The 22,774-nt window shown below is 39.6% G+C and carries 22 protein-coding genes and 5 tRNA genes; 14 read left to right on the forward strand and 13 right to left on the reverse strand.

The genetic code is table 11. From position 1 onward, the window contains the following. The first annotated feature begins 16 nt into the window (after window positions 1–16). The 4 genes from J1N10_RS00845 (at window position 17) to J1N10_RS00860 (ending at window position 5,455) form a co-directional block, all read left to right on the forward strand. Complete coding sequence (locus tag J1N10_RS00845; RefSeq protein WP_262324778.1) at window positions 17–1,375, forward strand: tetratricopeptide repeat protein; 1,359 nt, start codon at window positions 17–19, stop codon at window positions 1,373–1,375. Window positions 1,376–1,379: 4 nt separating this feature from the next. Further along, on the forward strand, window positions 1,380–1,958 hold the full coding sequence (lptC, locus tag J1N10_RS00850; protein ID WP_262324779.1) for an LPS export ABC transporter periplasmic protein LptC: 579 nt from the start codon (window positions 1,380–1,382) through the stop codon (window positions 1,956–1,958). A 54-nt stretch (window positions 1,959–2,012) separates the two neighbouring features. Next, window positions 2,013–3,275, forward strand: coding sequence for a hemolysin family protein (locus J1N10_RS00855; protein WP_262324780.1), 1,263 nt, complete (start codon window positions 2,013–2,015; stop codon window positions 3,273–3,275). Window positions 3,276–3,391: 116 nt separating this feature from the next. Further along, window positions 3,392–5,455 (forward strand): peptidylprolyl isomerase, encoded by a 2,064-nt coding sequence (locus tag J1N10_RS00860; RefSeq protein ID WP_262324781.1) that lies wholly within the window; start codon window positions 3,392–3,394, stop codon window positions 5,453–5,455. Between the two features lie 74 nt (window positions 5,456–5,529). On the opposite strand, the gene cysK is transcribed toward J1N10_RS00860, so the two are convergent. From cysK to J1N10_RS00890, 6 genes are all read right to left on the reverse strand, one after another. Continuing rightward, on the reverse strand, window positions 5,530–6,453 hold the full coding sequence (gene cysK, locus J1N10_RS00865; RefSeq protein WP_262324782.1) for a cysteine synthase A: 924 nt from the start codon (window positions 6,451–6,453) through the stop codon (window positions 5,530–5,532). Between the two features lie 12 nt (window positions 6,454–6,465). Then, window positions 6,466–6,885, reverse strand: coding sequence for an RrF2 family transcriptional regulator (locus tag J1N10_RS00870; RefSeq protein ID WP_262324783.1), 420 nt, complete (start codon window positions 6,883–6,885; stop codon window positions 6,466–6,468). Between the two features lie 210 nt (window positions 6,886–7,095). Beyond that, complete coding sequence (locus J1N10_RS00875; protein WP_262324784.1) at window positions 7,096–8,259, reverse strand: outer membrane protein assembly factor; 1,164 nt, start codon at window positions 8,257–8,259, stop codon at window positions 7,096–7,098. Window positions 8,260–8,266: 7 nt separating this feature from the next. Next, a complete protein-coding gene (locus tag J1N10_RS00880; protein ID WP_262324785.1) occupies window positions 8,267–9,505 on the reverse strand; it encodes a PLP-dependent transferase in 1,239 nt (412 codons plus the stop codon). Between the two features lie 57 nt (window positions 9,506–9,562). Next, window positions 9,563–9,985, reverse strand: a complete 423-nt coding sequence (locus J1N10_RS00885; RefSeq protein WP_262324786.1) for a c-type cytochrome — start codon at window positions 9,983–9,985, stop codon at window positions 9,563–9,565. Between the two features lie 24 nt (window positions 9,986–10,009). Further along, complete coding sequence (locus J1N10_RS00890; protein WP_262324787.1) at window positions 10,010–10,489, reverse strand: DUF302 domain-containing protein; 480 nt, start codon at window positions 10,487–10,489, stop codon at window positions 10,010–10,012. Between the two features lie 141 nt (window positions 10,490–10,630). On the opposite strand from J1N10_RS00890, the gene J1N10_RS00895 reads away from it, so the two are divergent. The 3 genes from J1N10_RS00895 to J1N10_RS00905 all read left to right on the forward strand — a co-directional run bounded on the left by J1N10_RS00895 (window position 10,631) and on the right by J1N10_RS00905 (window position 12,611). Continuing rightward, entirely contained in the window at window positions 10,631–11,179 is a 549-nt protein-coding gene (locus J1N10_RS00895; protein WP_262324788.1) for a plasmid pRiA4b ORF-3 family protein, read from the forward strand. A gap of 6 nt (window positions 11,180–11,185) precedes the next feature. Continuing rightward, window positions 11,186–12,088, forward strand: a complete 903-nt coding sequence (miaA, locus tag J1N10_RS00900; protein WP_262324789.1) for a tRNA (adenosine(37)-N6)-dimethylallyltransferase MiaA — start codon at window positions 11,186–11,188, stop codon at window positions 12,086–12,088. Window positions 12,089–12,161: 73 nt separating this feature from the next. Beyond that, window positions 12,162–12,611 (forward strand): NUDIX hydrolase, encoded by a 450-nt coding sequence (locus tag J1N10_RS00905; protein WP_262324790.1) that lies wholly within the window; start codon window positions 12,162–12,164, stop codon window positions 12,609–12,611. On the opposite strand, the gene J1N10_RS00910 is transcribed toward J1N10_RS00905, so the two are convergent. From J1N10_RS00910 to J1N10_RS00920, 3 genes are read right to left on the reverse strand one after another with little or no spacing between them, the layout of a single operon-like run. After that, window positions 12,601–13,320, reverse strand: coding sequence for a class I SAM-dependent methyltransferase (locus J1N10_RS00910; protein ID WP_262324791.1), 720 nt, complete (start codon window positions 13,318–13,320; stop codon window positions 12,601–12,603). The two genes, J1N10_RS00905 and J1N10_RS00910, sit on opposite strands and share 11 nt — an antisense overlap. Next, the gene (locus J1N10_RS00915; RefSeq protein ID WP_262324792.1) at window positions 13,320–14,273 is read right to left on the reverse strand and encodes a glycosyltransferase family 2 protein; all 954 of its coding nucleotides are present in this window, start codon (window positions 14,271–14,273) and stop codon (window positions 13,320–13,322) included. The genes J1N10_RS00910 and J1N10_RS00915 overlap by 1 nt, the downstream gene beginning before the upstream one ends. Window position 14,274: 1 nt before the next feature. Continuing rightward, window positions 14,275–14,817, reverse strand: a complete 543-nt coding sequence (locus J1N10_RS00920) for a DUF4199 domain-containing protein (protein WP_262324793.1) — start codon at window positions 14,815–14,817, stop codon at window positions 14,275–14,277. Window positions 14,818–15,144: 327 nt separating this feature from the next. On the opposite strand from J1N10_RS00920, the gene J1N10_RS00930 reads away from it, so the two are divergent. The 6 genes from J1N10_RS00930 (at window position 15,145) to J1N10_RS00955 (ending at window position 16,363) form a co-directional block, all read left to right on the forward strand. Beyond that, window positions 15,145–15,218, forward strand: a tRNA-Thr gene (locus J1N10_RS00930). A gap of 53 nt (window positions 15,219–15,271) precedes the next feature. Beyond that, window positions 15,272–15,357: transfer RNA gene (locus J1N10_RS00935), tRNA-Tyr, on the forward strand. A 3-nt stretch (window positions 15,358–15,360) separates the two neighbouring features. Then, window positions 15,361–15,434: transfer RNA gene (locus tag J1N10_RS00940), tRNA-Thr, on the forward strand. A 25-nt stretch (window positions 15,435–15,459) separates the two neighbouring features. Further along, window positions 15,460–15,532, forward strand: a tRNA-Gly gene (locus J1N10_RS00945). A 43-nt stretch (window positions 15,533–15,575) separates the two neighbouring features. Beyond that, a tRNA-Tyr gene (locus tag J1N10_RS00950) sits at window positions 15,576–15,658 on the forward strand. Between the two features lie 90 nt (window positions 15,659–15,748). Next, on the forward strand, window positions 15,749–16,363 hold the full coding sequence (locus J1N10_RS00955; RefSeq protein WP_262324794.1) for an L-threonylcarbamoyladenylate synthase: 615 nt from the start codon (window positions 15,749–15,751) through the stop codon (window positions 16,361–16,363). A gap of 25 nt (window positions 16,364–16,388) precedes the next feature. Here J1N10_RS00955 and J1N10_RS00960 read toward each other — a convergent pair whose 3' ends face one another. Further along, a complete protein-coding gene (locus tag J1N10_RS00960) occupies window positions 16,389–17,204 on the reverse strand; it encodes a hypothetical protein (RefSeq protein ID WP_262324795.1) in 816 nt (271 codons plus the stop codon). Window positions 17,205–17,673: 469 nt separating this feature from the next. Between J1N10_RS00960 and J1N10_RS00965 the strand changes: the two genes are divergently transcribed. After that, on the forward strand, window positions 17,674–18,507 hold the full coding sequence (locus J1N10_RS00965) for a hypothetical protein (protein WP_262324796.1): 834 nt from the start codon (window positions 17,674–17,676) through the stop codon (window positions 18,505–18,507). A gap of 243 nt (window positions 18,508–18,750) precedes the next feature. Here the strand turns inward: J1N10_RS00965 and J1N10_RS00970 are convergent, their stop codons facing one another. The 3 genes from J1N10_RS00970 to J1N10_RS00980 form a co-directional block, all read right to left on the reverse strand. Next, window positions 18,751–19,680 (reverse strand): terminase TerL endonuclease subunit, encoded by a 930-nt coding sequence (locus J1N10_RS00970; RefSeq protein WP_262324797.1) that lies wholly within the window; start codon window positions 19,678–19,680, stop codon window positions 18,751–18,753. Beyond that, on the reverse strand, window positions 19,668–21,119 hold the full coding sequence (locus J1N10_RS00975) for a TrkH family potassium uptake protein (protein ID WP_262324798.1): 1,452 nt from the start codon (window positions 21,117–21,119) through the stop codon (window positions 19,668–19,670). Before J1N10_RS00975 ends, J1N10_RS00970 begins: the two co-directional genes overlap by 13 nt. Window positions 21,120–21,308: 189 nt before the next feature. Next, window positions 21,309–22,754 carry a TrkH family potassium uptake protein gene (locus J1N10_RS00980; protein ID WP_262324799.1) on the reverse strand — a complete coding sequence of 482 codons (1,446 nt, stop codon included), beginning with the start codon at window positions 22,752–22,754 and terminating at the stop codon, window positions 21,309–21,311. Between the last annotated feature and the right edge of the window lie 20 nt (window positions 22,755–22,774).

The raw sequence follows: 22,774 nt of genomic DNA on the forward strand, positions 1-22,774 counted from the left end.
CAAAAACCAGAATACCATGCCAATGAAAATTGCTACATTATTAATCGCAGGACTGCTGTTTACAGGTTCTGTATTTGCTCAAAAGGGAGTAGAAGATGGGTCGAAGTATGGCCACGGTGAAGATAGCTTAAGATGTTTGGAAAATCTTTCACTTTATTACGAGTATTACAAACAAAAGAATTATGCTGAAGCATTCCCAAAATGGGAAATCGCCTTTAACGAATGCCCGGCTTCAAACAAAAATTTATACTCGCACGGTGAAAGAATCGTAGAAGGTCTTTATAAAAAAGAAAAAGATGCGGCTAAAAAAGCTGAATACTATGATCTTTTAATGAAGGTATATGACCAACGTGCGAAATACTTTGGTAGTGATAGAAAATACCCTACTGCATACATCATGGGTAAAAAAGCTATTACCATGTTGCGCTACAATCGTAACAACCCTGAGGTAATCAAAGAAGCACAACCATTATTAGAAGATGGTTTCAAGCAACTAGGTGCAAAAACTCAGCCTCCTGCATTACTTACATACATGGCCAACAGTGTTGCAATGTATAAGATGGATGCTTTATCGGGTGAGAAATTAGTTGAAGTTTATACAAACGTCACAACAACACTTGGCAAACAAAAAGATGCCACCAAAGAAGCTAACAAGCCGAAATTACAAGAAGTCATCAACCAGGTGGAAGGTTTATTTGCACAGAGTGGAGCTGCTAACTGTGAAACATTGGCTGAGATTTTTGGCCCTCAACTAGCTGAGCACACAACTGACCTTGATTGGCTAAAGCGTGTGAACCGTTTATTAGTGAAAGGTGATTGTGATGAGTCTGAATTATTCTACCAATCATCAGAGTACCTGCATAATATTGAGCCATCTGCTTCTTCAGCATTTGGTTTATCACACATGTACATGAAAACCGGCGATACTGATAAAGCAGTTGAATTCTTAAACGAGGCTATTACTTTAGAAGAGGATCCGACTAGTAAAGCCAAATACCATAACACACTTGGTTTGATATACATGTCGAAAAAGCAATATAGCCAAACCAGAGCTGAAGCTCGCAAAGCAATTGCATTACGTGGCGATTGGGGTGCTCCTTACATCTTAATTGGTAAAGCCTATGCAGCTGGTGCAGCATCATACGGTTCTAAAGAATTTGAAAAGAAAACGGTTTATTGGGCTGCAGTTGACCAGTTTGTTAAAGCTAAGTCGGTCGATGCTGAAGCCGTAGCTGAAGCTAACGAAAACATTGCCCTTTATTCGCAGTACTTCCCTAACACTGAAGAGATTTTCTTCCAGGGATTGAAAGTAGGCGATTCATACAAAGTAGAAGGGTGGATTGGTGTAACTACAACTGTAAGAGCTAAAAAATAAAGCCTTGATACCTATATTAAGAAATAAAACAAAATCAACATATACAGCAAGCGGTCTTGTACTGCTTGCTGTTTGTTTTTTATTAGTGGGCTGCCAGTCAAACAAGCCTGAAGAAATTGCTGCCATAACGAATCGTGAAGAGATTCCATCACTTATCTACGATGAGTTGGAGATGGAGTTAACAGACTCAGGGCGTATTGTTCAAAGGCTGATTTCACCCAAAGTATTGCGCTACGACAGATTGAAAGAACCATACATCGATTTTCCGGATGGTTTACACGTAATCATGTATAGTATCGATGGCGAAATTGATGCCCAGATTAAATGCAGAAGCGCTGTTCATTATGAAAAGAAACAGCTTTGGGAGCTTAATATTGATGTGGAAGCCATGAACCGAAAAGGAGAAGTATTGAATACAGAACAACTCTTTTGGGACATGAAAGAAAAGCGCATCTATTCTGAAAAATTTGTGACCATCACACAAGAAACCAGTGTTTACACAGGAACAGGCTTTGAGTCCGATGAAAAGATGGAAAACTGGTATATTAAAAACCTTCAAGGTGATCTTGAATTTGAAGAATAAACCCGTTTAACAACTTTTTCATATCTTTCCTTTTTTAATAGGTCTAGCTCAGACATGAATGAATACGTGATTATTGCACTAACCCTTATGCTATCCGCTTTTTTTTCGGGTTGTGAAATGGCATTTTTCAGTTCCAACAAATTATTGCTGGAGTTAAACAAAAAGAAGTATCCCATTCCTGCTCGTATTATCGATCGTTTTGTACGAAATCCGGGTGTATTTCTTTCTACAATATTAATTGGAAACAATGTTGCCCTGGTAATTTATGGTTTAAACATGGCCGACCTTATTGAGCCTGTCATCAACCAGTATTTCGAATCAGACATTGCCTTATTATTAATACAAACAGCTTTTTCTACGCTGATTATACTTATTACTGCAGAGTTCTTACCAAAAACTCTGTTCCGTATCCATCCAACCTTTATTCTTAATGTTTTTGCCCTTCCATTGCTGTTCTTCTACCTACTATTTTATCCGCTAAGCAGGTTAACAATGAGCATATCAGACTTTATCATCAAGAAAGTACTGAAGGCTAAAACAACGCACGAACAAGCTAACTGGATGCTCAGCAAAGTAGATTTGGATGATTTATTAACCGAACACCATGAAAAAAGCGACAAAGACGATGAAGGAGCCAACGAAATAAAGCTCCTAAAAAACGCGTTGGATTTCTCTAAATTAAAGATTCGCGAATGTATCATTCCCCGGACAGAACTTCAGGTTATTGAAGTCAATGATGAGTTAGAGCCTTTGCGTAAGCAATTTATGGAAACCGGCCTATCCAAAATATTAGTTTACAAAGATAGCATTGATAACATTATTGGTTATGTGCATGTTTCATCGCTTTTTAAAAACCCAAAGAAATTAAGAAACATCGTCAGCCCTATTTCTATAATTCCGGAAACAATGACTGCCAACAAAGTATTGGAGTTATTCACCAAGGAACATAAAAGCATTGCATTAGTTGTGGATGAATTTGGCGGAACAGCAGGCATTGTGACACTGGAAGATATTTTAGAAGAAATATTTGGTGAAATTAATGATGAGCACGATATACTAGAGCATATAGAGGAGCAGGTTAGCGATAATGAATACCGTTTTTCGGCCCGCTTAGAAATTGACTACCTCAACGAAAAGTATCCGATAAACCTCCCACAATCTGATGATTACGAAACAATTGCCGGACTTATACTTTTCCACAACCAGTCAATTCCTGAGATTGATGACATCATCGAAATAGAACAATTTACCTTTCAGATTTTAGAAGCAAGCAATGCGCGTATTGAGTTGGTTAAAGTGAGTTTTGTAGCTGATTAATCACGATCGAAAAACTTTCTGGCAGCAAAGATGAAAGCACCCTATCGTGTGTCCCATTTTTTTGTATATTCGTAACCTGATTTTAAAATCTACATAATTTTATAAGTAATAACAGAATGGCAACATTAGAGAGAATTAGAAATAAATCTGGATTACTCATTATCGTGATTGCGATCGGACTTTTAGCCTTCCTTTTAGGTGATTTGATGAGTTCGGGAGATTCCATTTTTAGACGACGTAACATGCAGATTGCTGAAATTAACGGTAATTCAGTTTCATATCCTGAATACCAAAGTTATGTAACTGAGTTGGAAGATTACTATAAATTAAACTCACGTTCTTCAGCATTAGATGAAAATACTTCTTACCAAATTCGTGAGCAAGCCTGGAACCAGATGGTACAGGACATCATCATGGATGAAAAATATGAAGAATTAGGAATTGCTGTTACTGCTGATGAAATTTATGAGATGGCAACTGGTAAAAACGTACATCCACAAATTCGTCAGATGTTTACTAATCCACAAACCGGATTATTTGATAAAGCACAAGTCATTAACTTCCTTCAGCAGAAAAACTTAGATCCTAATGCTAATTTCTACTGGTTATTCCTTGAAAAACAAATCAAAAAAGAGCGTTTATTCACAAAGTATCGCGAGTTGATTAAAAAGGGAATGTTTGTAACCACTGCTCAGGCTGAAGCTGAAGCAAAGGCTAAGCAAAACAAAGTTGACTTTGACTTTGTGGTGAAGCGTTATTCATCAGTTCCTGATTCAACTGTTTCAGTTTCTGAAAGTGAAGTTAAAGATTACTACAACGCACACAAAGAAAACTACAAGCAGGAAGCAACACGCGATGTTGTTTACGTAGCATTTGATGTAAAACCTTCGGATGAAGATCGTCAGATGGCTAAGGAATGGATTGAGAAGTCAAAAATTGAATTCGAAAATCCTGAAACAGACGCAATACAGTATGTAAACATGAACTCTGAGTCGAATTACATCGACCGCAACCTTAAGCTTGACCAATTGAGCTCAACGCTTCAAGGCTTTGTTCAGGGAGCTGCCGTTAACGAAGTTTACGGTCCTTACTTAGAAAATGAAACATACAAATTATCACGCATTGTTGCAATCAAGCAAATTCCTGATTCAGTAAAAGCGCGTCACATCTTAGTGAACGACCCTGCATTAGCTGACAGTTTATTTGCATTGATTAAAGGCGGCGCTAATTTTGCTAAAATTGCTCGTGAAAACTCAAGCGATCAAGGCTCTGCTATCAACGGTGGTGATTTAGGTTGGTTCGCCGAAGGAACAATGGTGAAGCCTTTCAACGATGCTTGTTTCGAAAACAAAAAAGGTGCTATCGTGAAAGTTGAATCTCAGTTTGGCATCCACATCATCAACGTTCAGGATAAAGGTAAACCGGTTACAAAGTACAACATTGCTACTTTAGAGCGTAACATTACTTTTAGCACTAAAACAAACCAGCAAGTATATGCACAAGCTGCTAAATTCGCCTCACAAAACAATACTATTGAGAAGTTTGACGAAGCCATTACTACTGACAATCTTGTTAAACGCTATGGAAGAAGCATCAGAGCTAATGACCGCACTGTAAATAACCTACAGCACTCACGCGAGATGGTTCGCTGGGCATTTGAAGCTGACATCAATGACATGTCTGACATCTTCGAATTTGGTGACTCATACATTATTGCATTCTTAACAGGTGCTAAAGAAGAGGGATATCAATCGGTTGCTGCTGTTAAAGGTTCAATTGAAAGACGACTTCGTAACGATAAAAAAGCAGAGGTACTAACGACCGAGCTTAACAGTAAAAAGCAAGGTAATGACATTGCCGCTTTAGCAACTGCTATTGGTAGCGAAGTAATGAGTGCCAACCAGATTGATTTTGGTGCATTCCAGGTTCCCGGAGCTGGTGTTGAACCTGCTTTAGTGGCATTAGCTACTAGTTCAAAAACGGGTGAGTTAAGCAATCCGGTTGCTGGTAACAATGGCGTATATGTTGTTAAAGTGAACAACGTAACCGAAAATACAACTGACGTTGCTGCTGAACTATCTCAATTGAAGCAAAGCAATGGTTTCAAAGTGGATTACCAGGCTACTGAAGCTATTCGCAGTAAAGCTGAAATCACAGACGAAAGAAGCAAATTCTTCTAAAAAACGAGGAATAGAAAATATAAAAGCGGAGCTTAACAGCTCCGCTTTTTTTTATATCTAATTGCCTGAAATTTTTAATCGATATTAAAACTACTTAGGTAACGCTCACCGGTATCGGGTAAAACAACTACAATTCGCTTTCCGGTATTTTCCGGTCTTTTAGCCACTTCAAGAGCGGCATAAAGTGCAGCTCCAGATGAATAACCACAAAGAACACCTTCCTTTTGGGCAGCTTTATGAGCTGTTTCAATAGCCGCCTCATTCGTCACCTTAACAACTTCATCAAACACATCTGTATTCAGCACGTTTGGCACAAAACCAGCGCCTATTCCCTGAATTTTATGTGGCCCAGGCTGACCGCCTGATAATACAGGAGATGCTTCTGGTTCGACTGCTACAATTTTGATAGTTGGCTTGCGCTCTTTCAAAACTTCACCTACTCCGGTTATTGTACCACCAGTTCCAATACCTGCAACAAAGATATCAATCTCGCCATCTGTATCTTCCCATATTTCTTCTGCTGTTGTACATCGGTGAATGGCTGGATTAGCTGCATTATTAAACTGCTGGGGAACAAATGATTTGGGCAATTCTTTGGCAATTTGCTCTGCTCTTTCAATAGCCCCTTTCATTCCTTTTTCAGCAGGTGTCAACACCAATTCAGCTCCAAACTTAACTAACAACTTTCTACGCTCAACACTCATACTCTCGGGCATAGTCAGGATAATACGATAGCCTTTAACAGCGGCCACAAAAGCTAAGCCGACACCTGTATTTCCACTGGTTGGCTCCACGATCACTGTTTCGGCATCCAACAGGCCTTTTTTCTCTGCATCATTAATCATTGAATAGGCAATTCGATCTTTTACCGAGCTGGCGGGGTTGAAAAACTCTAATTTAGCTACAACTTCAGCCTGCCCACCTTCATTTAAGCGATTCACTTTCACCAATGGCGTCTTACCGATTAACTCCGTTACGTTTTGTGCAATCTTACTCATGGTTTTATTGGTTTATATGTAATACATTATACTTTCATTCTCTTCAGTAAAATAGTTATGTAATTTCTCTAAAGTAACACGGCGCAACAATCGTCCATAATCATTACGAACACTTAATAAAAATCGACCTACAGCTTTCTCTGTGTTACTCCCGTCTGTTGCGATTGTCTTATCCAACTTTTCATCCAGAAGCAATACAATTTCATATAGGCTAATTTCCTTTAGAGGTTTAGCCAGCTGATAGCCTCCTCCTGCACCTCGCCGGACATTAACAATATGGCCTTTCCGCAAAGCAACAGCAATGGCTTCTAAAAACTTAAGCGATATATTCTCACGCTCAGCAACTTCCGCCACTCCCAAATAATTTCCTTCTGCCAGCCCAGATAGTGTTAATAATAATCGCAAACCATAATGCATTTTCTTTGGAAACATATCCTACTATTTTACTTTTTCTGTTAGCAAATATGAATCAGTTGATTACTATTTCCAAATAAATAAACACCTTTTTATCCTATTCATTTTATATGATATTAAGTAACAACCTGACTCACAAACCAGTAAAAGCAAAACAAAAAAACTACAAGAAATGGTATTATCCTACCATTTTAGTAGTATTAATAGAAGTATAATTGTAGGAATTTATTAGAATGCCTCACGAATTGTAAAGTAAACTCCCGTATCGCCATGATTAGAACGGCCAAAATCAACCCGGAAATTCAAACCTTCATCTGGTAAAACTTTGAAGCGAAGGCCGCCTCCCATCACCACATGAAGGTCTTTTAAAGGGGCTTGCATAAAGGCTGGAGAAACTTTTCCTGCTCCCGTGAACAACACACCGCCCAGGCGCCACCAAATATGCTTTCTCCATTCACTTTGTGCGTACCAAACATGTTTATCCATGTAACGATAAGGATGCGAAATTCCGCGAAGCAGCCGCGAACCACCAAGAAAAGAAAGTTTATAAAAAGGGACATCTCCCTCAGCTCCTGACATGTATGTCTGAAGAGCCAAAATTGACTTACTCCCCTGCAGAGGTATGTACTTTCTAATATCGAGAGTTGAGGTAAAAAACTCATAATCACTCCCTAAAGCATTACTGTAATAGCTGGTTGCAAATAGCACAAACCAACCACGTGAAGGATAAAGCTGATCGTTTCGGCTATCAAAAGCAAAGCCAGGCCCTAAACCATTGGCCCATCCCCCATGATAACCCATAACATCAGGGGTTAATACATCTCCTTCAATATTGGTAAGATTATCGTTATTGATATCAATACTAACGCCAACAAACCATTTTGCATTTAAGCCCTTAAGTATTTCACTTTTTATTTTGAAGCGATTGATTTCGAATTGTGAAAACGGCGGTACTTTAACCTCGTTGCCAATACCATAAAACTCATCGGGCAAATACAGATACTGGAATTTTGAGATAAACATCCATCTGTTTTTCGTATAAGCATTAACGTCCAACTCAACTTCATACATCCCTGTTGTGGAGAATTTTACAGATGGAGCTATCGTTGTGGGGCGATAGTACTCGCAGTCGATATTTGCATTGGGCTTAATCCGCCAAACAGGCATAACTCCTATATGAAAACCTTGACGGGGCGAATAACCAGCCATTGGATAAAATACCAAGCCATGACGTCCTTTTTCGAACGATACGAGATCGATAAGATCTTCAATCAGTCCAACAGCACCAGCCTCTTCAACAACACTTGTATCTTGCTTTTCTGATTCTTGAGCCTTAATTTGCAAGTGACTCAAAAAAGCAAGTAAAATACCAATCCCAATACTCTTCTGCATTCCTATATTATTGTAGCGCCTCGTTAAAATCATTAATTAAATCCTCACAATCCTCAATGCCAACTGACAGCCTCATCATAGTTGGCCTCACACCCATCGCACTTTTTTCGAAATCCGAAAACTCGGCATAAATCGTTGACTCCGGATGAATTATTAATGTTTTATTATCATTTAGATTAGTAGCCTTACGCACTAACTTTAAGCGATTAAAAAAACGATAACAGGCCTCTTTCGACTCCAGGTCAAACGTCATTACCGCCCCTGGCTTACCATCAAACTGCGCCTGAGCCAATTCATATCCTTTATTACCAACAACACCCGGATAATTATATTGAACAACTTTATTATGCGACTCAAAGAAAGAAGCCAATTGCTTACAATTCTCAACACAACGCTCCACTCTTAGCGGCATAATATCCAAACCCAAGTTCATAAAATGGGCTGTATGGGCTGTCATTGAACCCCCAAGATGCCGAAATATCTCTTTGCGAATACGAGCCACCAAAGCATTTGTTTCATACTTATCTGCCCATTCTTTTAATGCTGGCAATTTCGAATAGTCGTAGGTACCATTATCGAGCACAATACCTCCGAAAGCAGCTGCACCTCCAGAAATAAATTTAGTTGTTGACATTACTTCCACATCGACCCCAAACGACTTCGATTGAAAAACATATGGTGGCGTAATCGTACTGTCACAAACAACTGCAACTCCTTTATTTTTAGCTAATGCACTTAATTGTTTTAAATCAACAATTTCTAATTGAGGATTGGTAATCGTCTCAAAAAAATACACGCGTGTTTTAGCATCTGTAGCTACTTCTACAGTAGACAAATCAGTCATATCAGCAAAACGAACCTCTATTCCCAGCGAAGGTAAAGTTTGCTTCAGTAATGCATACGAATGACCAAACAAATGATTGGACGCAACAATATTACCACCCTGTTCAACCAAGCTTAATAATACATTAGATATAGCTGCCATTCCCGAAGCCAATGCAATAGCTGCATGCGCATCGCTCACTGCTAACATCTTTTTCTCAAAATATTCAACAGTTGGATTTGATGTGCGCGAATAGACATGAGCAAATTTCTTTCCTGAAAAAGTACCGGCAATCTCTTCGGCCGTGTCAAATTCATAGGCTACGCCATCGTACACAGGCATGTGTAAGGCATTGTAGGCGTCATCTTTAGGAAAACTAGCATGCAAAGAACGGGTAATAAATCCCTTTTTATTGTTATTCATCTGGTTTCGTTTCGCAATTTTAACGATTAAAAATAAGGAATTATTGCACTTCCAATACTACCGGAGCATTTTTACCTCATCTTCTGTGATAATATCACCCGTATTACCAAAACCAGCTCTTAAATAGTTCAACACATCAGCTATATCTTTATCTGACAAATTGCGATAACCTGCCATTACACCATTATATGTTTCTCCATTTACCTCTATTTCACCACTCATCCCATTTAAAACAATACCAATTAACTGTTCCTTTTCACCTGATATCACTTTATTTTTAGCCAATGGCGGATACATTTTAGGTATACCTCCGGCATTGGCCTGATGACACGCTAAACAATGCCTCTTATAGACTAACTTTCCATTCTGATTAGCCAACCCAGTCGATTCAACCGTCTTTTGCTCTACATGTTTCTTTTGGGGTGAACCACAAGCCACCAGACCCATTATAAAAACAATTACAATAATAATTTTATGCATTCTAATATTTATTTGATTTAAAAGCTAATCTCCAACAACTACTGAAGCTATAATTTCTTCACTTTCATTGCCTGCAACTCCCATTGCCTGTTTAATGATACCACCAAACAAATCACCCATTTTAACACTATTCATACGTGCCACATACACTTTCCCATCACTCTTTTCATATACTGAAATACGACAAGGCATCATTGTTGAAGCAATTCGTTCATCATCACGTTTAAGAATCAATTGTGCAACATCTGGCTTACACACCTCCATTACCTTTACTTTTTTAACATCGTAATTAAACTTTGCCATGGTGGCTTGCAAATCATGAACATGTGGCGTTTTCCAACCTTTTTCATCAATAGACAATTGCAAACGCTCAAGCGTTTCGTCAAAACCAAATTGACTCTCGCTTTCAATAAGCATCATTTGAGGCGCTTTGTATTTGATGTAAAACACCGTAATAATGGCACCAATTACCAATCCTACAATTAATATTATCACTCTTTCCATTACAGTTTATTTAAAGATTACTACATAGTAACAAATCTACATTTATCAATGTTTAAACCTTTTTGCATATCAAAACGTATTACCTCAATGTTATTTTTCATACTTTTGCTGTTCTGACCCAAGCAACCAAAAATAAGCGCGATGATTATTTATTTAAGGATTCTTTCCAATGAGGTGGAAGACTTTGTTAAGGAAGTGGCGATAGACGACACGCTTACATTTGCTGATTTGCACAATTGTATTCAAGGCACTTTAGAATACGATGCAAGTCAAATGGCCTCATTTTTCACAACCGATAGCGAGTGGAACAAAGAAATGGAAATAACGTTGTTTGACATGGCCGACAGTGGTTCTGAACTACTGAAAGTAATGCAAGACACGCTGATATCAGATTTTCTATTTGAAGAGGGACAACGCATGTTATATATTTTCGACTTCTTCTCGGAACGCGCATTTTTTATGGAAGTGATACAAATTGCCGACGGCAAACTTGATAAACCTAACTGCTACCGAAGTGAAGGGACAACTCCAAAACAAATTATGCTTGGCGACTTAAGTACAGATATTAAAGACACTTCCTACGATGATTTTGAAGATGAATTCGACGGCACACTGGATTCAATGAAATTTGATGAGCTGGATAATTTGGATCACGATGTTAACTTTGACGACCTTGCCGATCAATATTGATTGAGAATGACAAAAACATTAATTGTATTGGTAGGGCCAACAGGCATTGGCAAAACTGAATCATGCCTAAAGCTGGCTCAACACCTAAATACAGAAATTATATCGTCGGACAGCCGACAGATTTTCAAAGAGCTAAAAATTGGAACGGCGGCACCAACGCCAGAGCAATTAGCATTGGTGAAACACCACATGGTAGCCACCCACTCGGTTAACGATTACTATAACGCCTACGAATTTGAGCAGGATGTGCTTAAACTGCTTGAAAAACTTTTTCTGCAACACAACCAAATTTTAATGACAGGTGGTTCAATGATGTATGTTGATGCTGTGTGTAAAGGCATTGATGAACTACCAACCATCGATGCAGAAGTGCGGCAACATGTGATGGACATGCACAACAACGAAGGCCTGGAAGCCGTTCGTCGTCAGCTAAAAATACTTGATCCGGAGTTTTACAACCAGGTGGATTTAAAAAATCATAAGCGAGTGATGCATGCCGTTGAAGTATGTCTGATGACTGGCCACCCCTATAGCTCGTTGCGCACCAATTCGGCAAGAAAGCGCCCATTTAACATTTTGAAGATTGGTCTTGACATGGATCGGGAAGAGCTTTATAATCGTATTAACCATCGCGTTGATATCATGGTAAATGACGGGCTGTTTGAAGAAGCCAGGGAGTTCTACCATCTAAAAGACATCAATGCATTAAATACAGTAGGCTACAAAGAAATTTTTGCCCATTGGGATGGTGATTACGATGCCAACACCGCCATTGAGCTGATTAAACGTAATTCGCGCCGTTATGCCAAACGACAACTTTCGTGGTTTAGGCGCGACAAAGAAATCAATTGGTTTCACCCATCACAAACCGATGAAATTATTAAATTTGTAGATAATCATATTGATTAATTTAACCCACCGGGCCAGTAGCAAAATCCTTGCTCGCGGTTTACACATTAATGGCCCGGTGTTTTCTTTCAGCATGAACACTCCAAAGCAATTCAACATTCGCGTTTACGGGCTTTTAATTAACAAGCAACAAGAAGTATTGATTACCGATGAATTTAGAATTGGCATGTACATGACTAAATTTCCTGGTGGTGGGCTTGAATTTGGAGAAGGTACCATTGATTGCCTGAAACGGGAGTTCCGCGAAGAATTAAATCTCGATATAGAAATAAAAAGTCATTTTTATACAACTGACTATTTCCAACCTGCCATTTCGTTTGAAAACATGCAGCTAATAAGCATTTACTACCTGGTTAAAACACGTTCAACAAAGCCTATTCAAACAAGCAAGACTATTAATGACATTCCAATGAAAGATGGTGCGCAATCGTTTCGCTGGATGGCTATTAAAGATATAAAACCGGAGGAGTTTACATTTCCGATTGATAAGAAAGTGGCTGAGCTACTCCGCTCTACTTTGTAGCCTCTACCACTAAATGAAAAGTTGATCCTGACCAATCAGCCTTATTAAAACCGCCATAGCATTTTATAATAGAAAAATAAGGCTCTAACAGCTCTGTTACTTTCGCATGCGTTAGCATCAGCAAAGGCACTGTGTTTTTTATATCGCCAGAAGGAGTTGTTAAAATCGTCTCAAAATCCACTTTCCCGTCATTGCGATGATGATACTTTCGAACAAAAGTATAAGGCTCTTTTGATATCGTAGGCAGGCTTTTCACATCATCATTAATCACCCTGTCGTAATTAACCAGCTGGAGTAAAAACTTACCTCCTTCTTTTAGCCGATGAGTAGTCGCCATAATCATAGCCTCCACCTCGTCGAGCGAGTGCAAATGCACCAAAGTATTTCCAAAACACAGAGCCACATCAAATAATGCAGGCTGATAATACTCAGTCACCAAACGCATATCACCTTGCTGAAACTTTAAATCGAGTGCCTGTGGCCGCTTTTCTTCCGCTTTAGCAAGCATCTCCTCATCAAAATCAAAGCTTCTAACCCGGGCACTTCTGCGTGCCATAGCAATTGACAAAGAACCTGTACCACACCCAATATCAAGAATAGATTTAGAAACCAATGAACCTTTGCACGCCCCTTCGACAAACGCTAACTGTGCCTCGTTGAACGGGAAAATGGCATCATAGGCCTCCACTATTTCGCTATAGAAAGCCATTAGTCAATTTTTTCCGATACCTGATAATTATTACGTTCATGCCCATTACGCGATACTAACTCGGCTAAAAATCCTGCTAAAAATAATTGTGTACCAATAATCATACTCACCAATGAAATATAGAAATACGGACTATCAGTAACTAGTGGAGCTGAAATATGATAATAAAAAACAGATAACAACTTACTTACACCTAGCCATAATGCCGATAAAAAACCGACAACAAACATCAGCGTGCCTAAAGCACCAAACAAGTGCATTGGTCGCTTACCAAACTTAGAAATAAAAGTAACGGATAGTAAGTCAAGAAAGCCTTTAATGGTTCGCTCTATACCAAACTTTGACACACCATACTTTCTTTCTTGATGCTGCACCACTTTTTCGCCAATACGATTAAAGCCGGCTTGTTTGGCAATCAAAGGAATGTAACGGTGCATTTCGCCATAGACTTCAATATTTTTGATGACATCATGTTTGTAGGCTTTCAAACCACAGTTAAAATCGTGCAACTTAATACCTGACACCATGCGCACTGTACGATTAAAAAGCTTACTAGGCAGCGTTTTTCCAATGGGGTCAAACCGTTTCTTTTTCCAACCACTAACGATGTCGTAGTTTTCCTCGCGAACCATTCGAACCAATTCTGGTATCTCGTCCGGACTATCCTGTAAATCGGCATCCATCGTAATAACAACATCTCCCTGAGCTGCTTCAAATCCGCAATATAAACCTGCTGATTTTCCATAATTTCGGCGAAACTTAATGCCTTTCACCTCCGGGCACTCACCCTTCAGTTTAACAATCTCGTCCCACGAAGTATCAGTACTGCCATCATCGACAAAAATAACCTCATAAGACCAGTTCAGCGGGCTCACCACCCGCTGAATCCAAGTATATAATTCTTTTATTGATTCTTCCTCGTTAAACAAAGGAACGACGATCGATAAATCCATATTAAGCTTCTTCAAATTGTGAACCATCAAACATTGGAGGCTCTTTTTTAAATATAGCTGCTAAGATAAGTGAAATAATGGCTCCCATAATACCACTACCTAAAATACCCATTAACAAAATAGCCATTGGGCTTGTAAACATACGCACCATTTTTTCAACCATCTCAAGCTGCTCTTCCGGAGTTCCTTTTGCCATTGCATCCTCTAAGGCTTTATTAACAATTTGATCAATCAAAGCCGGATCAATATATTTCATCAAAATAAACGTAAAAACACTTGACAGCACTCCTCCATAAATAGCCGTTAAAGTTCCCAAACCAACGCCTTGACCATATTTTAAAAAGCCACCATTTACCTTATCACGATAATTCATCATGGCATATGCCAACATTCCGATAATAATTACGTAAGACAACCAGCTTGCTCCCTGATTACCGGTCAGACCAATTAAATAGATGATTAAAGAATATACGATTAATGCCAGACCTAAATAAAGGCCATAAGTCAATGCACTTTTTCCAATAGATGGGGTTTGATTTTCCATGATTCGTTTTTTTTGTGAATTTTAATGTCAACTAAAATACGAATATCCTTTTAAACTCAATGACTCCCCTTCTTTTTTCTTCACCAATGCATTTGAATAAAAAAAATGAAAAATTTTGTTTTTCATTATCACCACTTTAGATATTAAGAGTAAAAAAAGTGCAGCTGAAAATTTGCAGGGATAAAAAATTGCCCTACTTTTGCATCCGCAATCACAAAGAAACACGGGTAAGTCCCATACGACTAGCTCCTGTTGAACTCCCCCAGGGCCTGGCGGCAGCAAGGGTAGACGGTTGTAGCAGTGCGATATGGGTAGCTTACCCACCTTGCCTGTGTAGCTCAGCTGGCTAGAGCAGCTGATTTGTAATCAGCAGGTCGGGGGTTCGAGTCCCTCCACAGGCTCTCAACAACAAACGCGTTGTGAGAAGGAATTAAAAAATATTGAAAGTATTGATGGGGAGATACCAAAGTGGCCAACTGGGGCGGACTGTAACTCCGCTGACTTATGTCTTCGTAGGTTCGAATCCTGCTCTCCCCACCATTTGCCTGTGTAGCTCAGCTGGCTAGAGCAGCTGATTTGTAATCAGCAGGTCGGGGGTTCGAGTCCCTCCACAGGCTCTTAATACTAACAATATTATTTATTGCGAAAGTAGCTCAGTTGATAGAGCATCAGCCTTCCAAGCTGAGGGTCGCGGGTTTGAGCCCCGTCTTTCGCTCAAAGCCATTCATTAGGATGGCTTTTTTATTGAATTTTCAGTTGGGGAGATACCAAAGTGGCCAACTGGGGCGGACTGTAACTCCGCTGACTTATGTCTTCGTAGGTTCGAATCCTGCTCTCCCCACTTCAAAAGGTTCTGTTGAAAAAACAGAACCTTTTTTTTGTATCCATACTTTCCATTTTATTTGCTACATTTAAGCCAAACGACATGAGCATGTTAGTTAAGATATACCCTGAAAATCCAAATGATAAAGAAATACGCAAAGTAGTAGATATTTTGCGTAATGGTGGCATCGTTATTTATCCAACAGATACTATTTATGGCATTGGCTGCGACATTAACAATGCCAGAGCAGTTGAGAAGGTAGCCCGCATAAAAGACATCAACCTTAAAAAAGCAAACTTGTCGTTTATTTGCTACGACTTAAGCCACATCTCGGATTTTACCAAACCTTTGAACAACCATGTATTTAAGTTAATGAAAAAGCATCTTCCGGGGCCTTTTACCTTTATACTACCAGCCAACAGCAACGTACCAAAACTGTTTAAGAACAATAAAAAAACCATTGGTATTCGCGTACCAGACAATAACACCATTCGTGAATTGGTGAAAGAACTGGGCAACCCTATCCTATCTACATCAGTTAGAGACGAGGATGACATTATTGAATACACCACCGACCCGGAACTGATTTACGAAAAATTTGCCGACCAGGTAGATGTAGTGATTGATGGTGGCTATGGTGACAACGAACCCTCAACCATTGTAGATTGCACCAGCGATGAATTGGAAGTTGTAAGATATGGTAAGGGTGAGATTGAGTTGTAAGTAATTACTCCTTCATAAGAATAAATCAATCGTGAATATCAATTGTAACAGTTGAGCTATTTCCTTCCTCCCCATCCTTACCTTTAATACCATCTGGCCCATTATTACCACTTCCGCGTCTATACCCCAGACACCTCTTACCTGCTCCACCTGCTCCACCCCGTCCACCAGCACCGCCAGCGCCGCCATTTCCTGGAATAGATAGAAATAATGCATCACTGACGTTTAAATTTCCACGTTCAGCAATAACTTCAATTGACCCTCCATTTCCACCATATCCACCTGTTTTCCCGCGTCCGCCTCTTCCTCCATCTTCAGCTGCACTTCCCGTACACCTGGCAGGGCTACCAGTTCGACCAATATTACCCTTGCCACCTACTCCACCAAGTCCACCTTTACTTGCCACATATAGTTGATTATTAGGAGTGACCCACCTAGAAAAACAAATTCTACGAGGATTTGGTGGCAAAGGAGGAGGATATTGGATTACAACATAGCGTAAGCAAACCCTACGCGTCTGACCACGTCTAGTATCGTCTGCATTAATCCGACCGAGGTTAAGTGAAATATTTCTTCCATGCTGGCCTTGATCACCATTCTGACCTTGCCCTCCAGAAGCTCCACCAGTTCCGACAGTGTAAATAGAAGCACCCCATTCTAATCGGGTCCTTTCAGCGCTAAGAATAAATTTGCTATCGCCATTAGGAATTATTAATACTGAAAATGCTCCCAGTGAGAGAAGTCCAACTTCTAATGATTCCAAGCCTTCTGGCAAATAGTATACCTGACCTTCATTTAACGAAAGTTCATTTAATTTTTGATTTCTATTTTGATCCTCCAAAAAAACTTGCGGTTCTGAAAAAATTCGATCATAATGTACCTCTTCAGGTAATATATCAATAAAAGAATCCTCTTGTTCTATATATGATTCGTATGAAACCTGAACACTTGATTTATCTTGATCCATTGGGTTTATAGTTTATAAAATGTTTGTAACCTGATATAGTCAATAGCTTTTTTGCATTGCGGTACTTCTTTGTATGAATATATGTAGGTTATTACATAAAGTCAAATTAATCCTTCATTCAACTAATTTCGTCTAATGAAATCAGAATTATAATACTAATTGATTTCAAGCAGAATTAATAAAGATGTTGCTTAAATACTACGTTCTGCGAATATCAGATGTACAAAAAACCACTTATAGCCTAGTCATTAGACCTTTCAAGTACCTCTTTTATTAAATTAAAACATTGACTTCATAAACATAATTTAATAAATTACTAATGCAAATCTAATACCTAGATCAAATGAACGATAAAAAACAAACCTCAGCAAAAAGTCAAATAAATAACAAAAACGCATACATCAATGTATATCCAAAAATTCTAACTATACAAATTGGAGAAAATTGGAATGATTTTAAAGCTAATTGCTTTACTGTTGATGTATATGACTCATCTGGCAGCCTCATTTCAGAACCAAATACCGGATACAAATTGAAATACTTATGGCAGGTATCTGACTCTTCATCAATTAAAATGGATTATGTAAGATATTCTCACAATATAGACAGTGTGATAGACAATATGAAAAGGCCAGTGGGAAATAGAGAAGGCCTATACTCGGCAACTGTGGAAGTATACAATGAAGGACCTGAAATCCCAGATTGGCCCGATCGACTAAGGGCCGAAGTCGTTGTAAATATCAGGAAAGATCCACACGGATTTTGGGATAATGGAAAAGAAATAAAGAATAATTGGCCTAATAATAGAGAGAAAGTAGTAATTGAAATTTCACCTTTCGACGATGACGAAAAAGCTCCTCTTACTACAATAAAAATAGGAGACACACTATCTGTCAAAGCTACAGTTAAGACATATACTACTGAAGCTGGACGACCACGATTTGGGCATAGAATCGAAACAAAGTATTATGGTAAGATACTAAACCCATCTATAGAATGGGGTTATACGAGAAAAATTGCAGATGGAGAAGATAATATGTGGGGTAAATTTGCTTTGAAAAATGAGACAAACAGTTACAGTGCAGATCTGATAGCAACGACGGAAGGCTATACATTTGTTACTGCTACCTATAAAAATCAGACTACAAAAAGATTTATTCGAATTGCAAGAGATTGAGTTTGTTGAACGTTTAGTTTTTTTTTAAAAAAAATCTCTTCAATTTCATTCCCTCTTTTATTCCGGTAGTCTCTACAAATTCTAAAGCTCTCAAACGATGAATAACGATTGCGTCCAAAATAACTATGGTATTCAGTCTCCAGCTGCTCATAAGCTTCTGCATGAGTTGTTGTATTTGGCACAATGTCCCAAAATGCCGACATAAAACCATCGGTTGAGATAAGCTGTATAATGCGTGTTTGGTTACTCATTGGTTAAAACTCTTAAAGTGTGTTCCTTATATGGTTCAGCGGGTGCGTTGGCTTCAAAGCTCATGTAAGTACCACGGGCATTAATGGCAGCCACCACACCATCAATCTTGTTTTGGCTCTTTTTCTTATCAAATTTAATGTTGTCGTTGGCATCGGTTATGGTCACCGCGTTGCTAAACATCCAGCGCAGCACCGGGTTGCCCATCAAATCTACTTCCATCGCAGTCACTTCGCGCTCAATCTCACGGGTGGGCTGGCTCATATAGCGTATGCCCTGCGGAAACTCTTGCAGTATCTTTTCAAATCCAGCCTTTTGCAAACCTTGCACAACTCCGTGGTAGGCTTTAGCAGGGTCAAAACCAACCATCACTATATTAAACTGCGGTATTATCTCGCTTATATCCTCCACCAACTGGTCAATATCAATCACATCACCCTCAGTCATATTCATCCACCCCTCTTCAACCCACTTACGATAATCAACCCGGTCCTGCATTTCTTCCACTTTGGCTTCAGGTACCCAAAAGTAACTAAGCAACACCGGCCTGCCTTTTATATTAGGGAAGTAAAGCTCAAAAGCATTAATATCGACGTGCGATGCCAGATCGATACCACCGTAGCAGGTTTGGCCCTTCAGATCGTCGAGCGTAATGCCGTGGTTGCAGGCTACCACCTTCTCGTCACTAATCCAAGTTTCCGGAGCATCCACCCACAGGTTCAGGTTCTTAGTTTTAAATGTTACTTCGGTGCGGCCTCCACGGTTAATGGCTTTTTTCAGCTGCTCGCGCATTTTGTCCGGCTCCACCGATACACCATAGTTAGGGCTTGCCTTGGGCCAGTTGCGTTCATCCCTCCAGTCGTCGTCTTTATCCAGGGTAAATATCATCGCAAAAGTGTCATCCTGCTCTTTTATTCCTTCCAAAAATAAGGCGAGAACAACAAGATAACTGTAAACAATTCCAATCGACCAATCAACATTAAAAATGATAAGAACCACTTACCAAATGTTGGTACTTCGTAGAAGTTAAGAGCTGGTCCCACTTCACCCAGTCCCGGGCCAATATTCCCAATTGAAGTAGCCACAGCTCCAAGAGCTGTATCGAGGTCGTAGCCCATAATACTCATTATTATCATGGCTAGTCCCACCGTCATCATATAAATTACAATAAAGGCCAGCACATTGGTAATAATACCCGAATTTACCGCTCGCGTATTATAGCGAACCGGAATCACCGCATTGGGGTGTACCAGGCGCTTCAGTTCAAAGAAGCTGTTTTTCATCAACAGTACGATACGCACTATTTTAATACCTCCACCCGTTGAACCAGCCGAACCTCCGGTAAACATCAGCAAGAAGATAACAATACTTAAAAACGGCACCCACAACAAATAATCGGCCGTAGCATAACCCGTTGTGGTAATGATAGACACGACCTGGAATAAACCATCGCGCCACGCCTGCTCCACTCCATTGGCTCCTTTAGTAAAATACAATACTGCAGCCACTAAAGCGCTAACACCGATAATAATGCCTGCATAAGCCTGAAACTCTTCGTCTTTAATCACCTTTTGAAACTTACCACGCAAGGCACTAAATGACAAAGTAAAGTTAGCTCCGGCAATAAACATAAACAGAATGATAACATACTGAATATAAGGTGATGAAAAATAAGCAATACTAGCTTGTTTGGTTGAATAACCTCCAGTTGCCATAGTTGTAAACGAGTGACAGATAGCATCAAAAGGCGTCATACCACCAATAACTAACAGTACAGCCTCCACAAAAGTAAACAGTACATAAATACCGTATAAGCGCTTGGCTGTTTCTGTAATACGCGGATGCAGTTTATCAGGAGCGGGTCCAGGCACTTCAGCAATAAACATCTGCATACCCCCTACTCCTAACACGGGCAAAATAGCCAGCGACAACACAATAATTCCCATTCCGCCCAGCCATTGAATCAAGCTGCGCCAAAATAATAAGCCATGTGGTAACGCTTCGATATCATTTAGAATACTACTTCCGGTGGTAGTAAACCCCGAAATAGTTTCAAAGAAGGCATCGGTATATGAAGGAATTGCACCACTTAACCAAAATGGCAATAGTCCGAAGAATGAGAATACAATCCATACCAAAGCAACAATCAGGTAGCCCTCGCGCTTACCAATATCCTTTGGAGCCTTGCGCAATGAAAACCCTATCGATCCACCTAATACAATACAGATAGCAGCAGCAATCAAATGGTAAGGCAAATCATATTCACCATATAATAAAGCGACACCTGCCGATAATAGCATAAATACTCCTTCGACTACCAAAAGTAATCCAAGCACTAAAAGTATAAATCGTGTATTAAGCATTTTCCCTTCTCAGTATTTAGCGTGGCAAAGATGTTACTTTTTACAAAACTGTCCTAATAAAAAACTGTTACTTTCGGCTAATCTCGCTTGCCTACCTAATGTAAACGAATTTAAGTATTTATTTTGTCAACTCAAGCCCTTGTGATTTTCCTTTAACCTCTGGTGCTTCAATCTTTCATCCACCTTTTACTACTTTTTCCAAAAATGTGGTGAAAATAAAATCAGAACAGTAAATAACTCTAAACGCCCCAGCAACATCAAAAAAGAGAGAATCCATTTACCTGCCTGCGGTACAGCAAAATAGTTATCAACCGGACCAACCGTCCCCAAACCAGGTCCAATACCTCCCATGGTAGTAGCTGCTGCGCCCATAGCTGAATCCATATCCATCCCAACCACAGTTAAACCAAAGGCTCCTAATGAGAATATGGTCATGTACAACATTACAAAAGCCAACACTTTATACACCACATCCGAAGCTATCGGCTTGCCGTTGATACGCAACGGAATAACCGCATGAGGATGCACCATGCGCTTGAATTCCTGTAAGGTATTTCGAAACAAAATGCCATGCCGCATTATTTTTATGCCTCCCGATGTACTACCTGCACAAGCACCGCTGAACAACAACAAAAACATAAGGTAAGTCAGGTAAGGATGCCAGGCCGTATAATCAGCAGTTGCAAACCCCGTACTTGTAATCAAACTAACCACCTGGAACAAAGCCGTACGAAACGACTCTTCTCCTTCATGGTGATCCAGTATGGCTAGTGTAAATGTGACAATTGCGGTAATAACAGCTATAACAGTCAAGTACACTCTAAACTCCCGATTTTCGAACACCCTGGATATATTACCTTTCCATACAAAATAAAAAAGCGTGAAGTTAGTACCGGCAAAAAGCATAAATACAATAACGATATATTGGATATAGGGCGAATAACCGGCTATACTATCATTCTGAGTCGAAAAGCCTCCCGAAGCAATGGTTGCAAAGCTATGACACAAAGCATCGAAGAGTGGCATACCTCCAAGCATAAGAAAGATGGTTTCAGCTCCAATCAGAACCAGGTAAATACGCCACAACAATTTAGCGGTTTGTTTTATTCTCGGATGCAACTTATCATTACTAATACCTGCCGCTTCGGCATTATAAAGTGACATACCTCCAAATCCAAAATAAGGCAAAATGGCTACAGCCAACACGATGATGCCCATCCCACCGATAAAATGTGTAATGCTTCGCCAAAAAAGGATACCATGTGGCAAGCTTTCGATATCAGAAACAACCGAAGCCCCGGTTGTTGTAAATCCTGATATGGTTTCAAAAAACGCATTGGTGAAATTTGGAATGGTGCCACTAAGAATGTATGGCAAACAACCAAAAAGAGACATAATAACCCACACCGTTGAAACAATAACAAAGCCTTCGCGACGACCAATTTCCTTAGGAACCTTACGCCAAACCCATGAAGCAATACCTCCGGGAACGAGACAAACAAGTGCTGAAAAAATATGAGCATAGAAATCACCCTCTCCATACAGTAGAGAAACACCTGCACTTGCAAACAAAAACAAACTCAGAGCAACTAAAATATGCCCCAAAACTTTAGCTATAAATCGAAAATTTAACATTACTCGCCCATAGAATTGAT

Source organism: Carboxylicivirga litoralis (genome assembly GCF_025499605.1).
Classification (GTDB): domain Bacteria; phylum Bacteroidota; class Bacteroidia; order Bacteroidales; family Marinilabiliaceae; genus Carboxylicivirga; species Carboxylicivirga litoralis.

Excerpts from the sequence above, each read along its gene's own strand:
- J1N10_RS00980 (WP_262324799.1), bottom strand. The coding sequence starts at position 22,754 with ATGTTAAATTTTCGATTTATAGCTAAAGTTTTGGGGCATATTTTAGTT.
- J1N10_RS00915 (WP_262324792.1), bottom strand. The coding sequence starts at position 14,273 with ATGGATTTATCGATCGTCGTTCCTTTGTTTAACGAGGAAGAATCAATA.
- J1N10_RS00845 (WP_262324778.1), top strand. The coding sequence starts at position 17 with ATGCCAATGAAAATTGCTACATTATTAATCGCAGGACTGCTGTTTACA.
- J1N10_RS00965 (WP_262324796.1), top strand. The coding sequence starts at position 17,674 with ATGAACGATAAAAAACAAACCTCAGCAAAAAGTCAAATAAATAACAAA.
- J1N10_RS00905 (WP_262324790.1), top strand. The coding sequence starts at position 12,162 with ATGAACACTCCAAAGCAATTCAACATTCGCGTTTACGGGCTTTTAATT.
- J1N10_RS00855 (WP_262324780.1), top strand. The coding sequence starts at position 2,013 with ATGAATGAATACGTGATTATTGCACTAACCCTTATGCTATCCGCTTTT.
- J1N10_RS00890 (WP_262324787.1), bottom strand. The coding sequence starts at position 10,489 with ATGGAAAGAGTGATAATATTAATTGTAGGATTGGTAATTGGTGCCATT.
- J1N10_RS00955 (WP_262324794.1), top strand. The coding sequence starts at position 15,749 with ATGTTAGTTAAGATATACCCTGAAAATCCAAATGATAAAGAAATACGC.
- J1N10_RS00920 (WP_262324793.1), bottom strand. The coding sequence starts at position 14,817 with ATGGAAAATCAAACCCCATCTATTGGAAAAAGTGCATTGACTTATGGC.
- miaA (WP_262324789.1), top strand. The coding sequence starts at position 11,186 with ATGACAAAAACATTAATTGTATTGGTAGGGCCAACAGGCATTGGCAAA.
- J1N10_RS00875 (WP_262324784.1), bottom strand. The coding sequence starts at position 8,259 with ATGCAGAAGAGTATTGGGATTGGTATTTTACTTGCTTTTTTGAGTCAC.
- J1N10_RS00880 (WP_262324785.1), bottom strand. The coding sequence starts at position 9,505 with ATGAATAACAATAAAAAGGGATTTATTACCCGTTCTTTGCATGCTAGT.
- J1N10_RS00885 (WP_262324786.1), bottom strand. The coding sequence starts at position 9,985 with ATGCATAAAATTATTATTGTAATTGTTTTTATAATGGGTCTGGTGGCT.
- J1N10_RS00975 (WP_262324798.1), bottom strand. The coding sequence starts at position 21,119 with ATGCTTAATACACGATTTATACTTTTAGTGCTTGGATTACTTTTGGTA.
- J1N10_RS00870 (WP_262324783.1), bottom strand. The coding sequence starts at position 6,885 with ATGTTTCCAAAGAAAATGCATTATGGTTTGCGATTATTATTAACACTA.
- J1N10_RS00910 (WP_262324791.1), bottom strand. The coding sequence starts at position 13,320 with ATGGCTTTCTATAGCGAAATAGTGGAGGCCTATGATGCCATTTTCCCG.
- J1N10_RS00895 (WP_262324788.1), top strand. The coding sequence starts at position 10,631 with ATGATTATTTATTTAAGGATTCTTTCCAATGAGGTGGAAGACTTTGTT.
- cysK (WP_262324782.1), bottom strand. The coding sequence starts at position 6,453 with ATGAGTAAGATTGCACAAAACGTAACGGAGTTAATCGGTAAGACGCCA.
- J1N10_RS00860 (WP_262324781.1), top strand. The coding sequence starts at position 3,392 with ATGGCAACATTAGAGAGAATTAGAAATAAATCTGGATTACTCATTATC.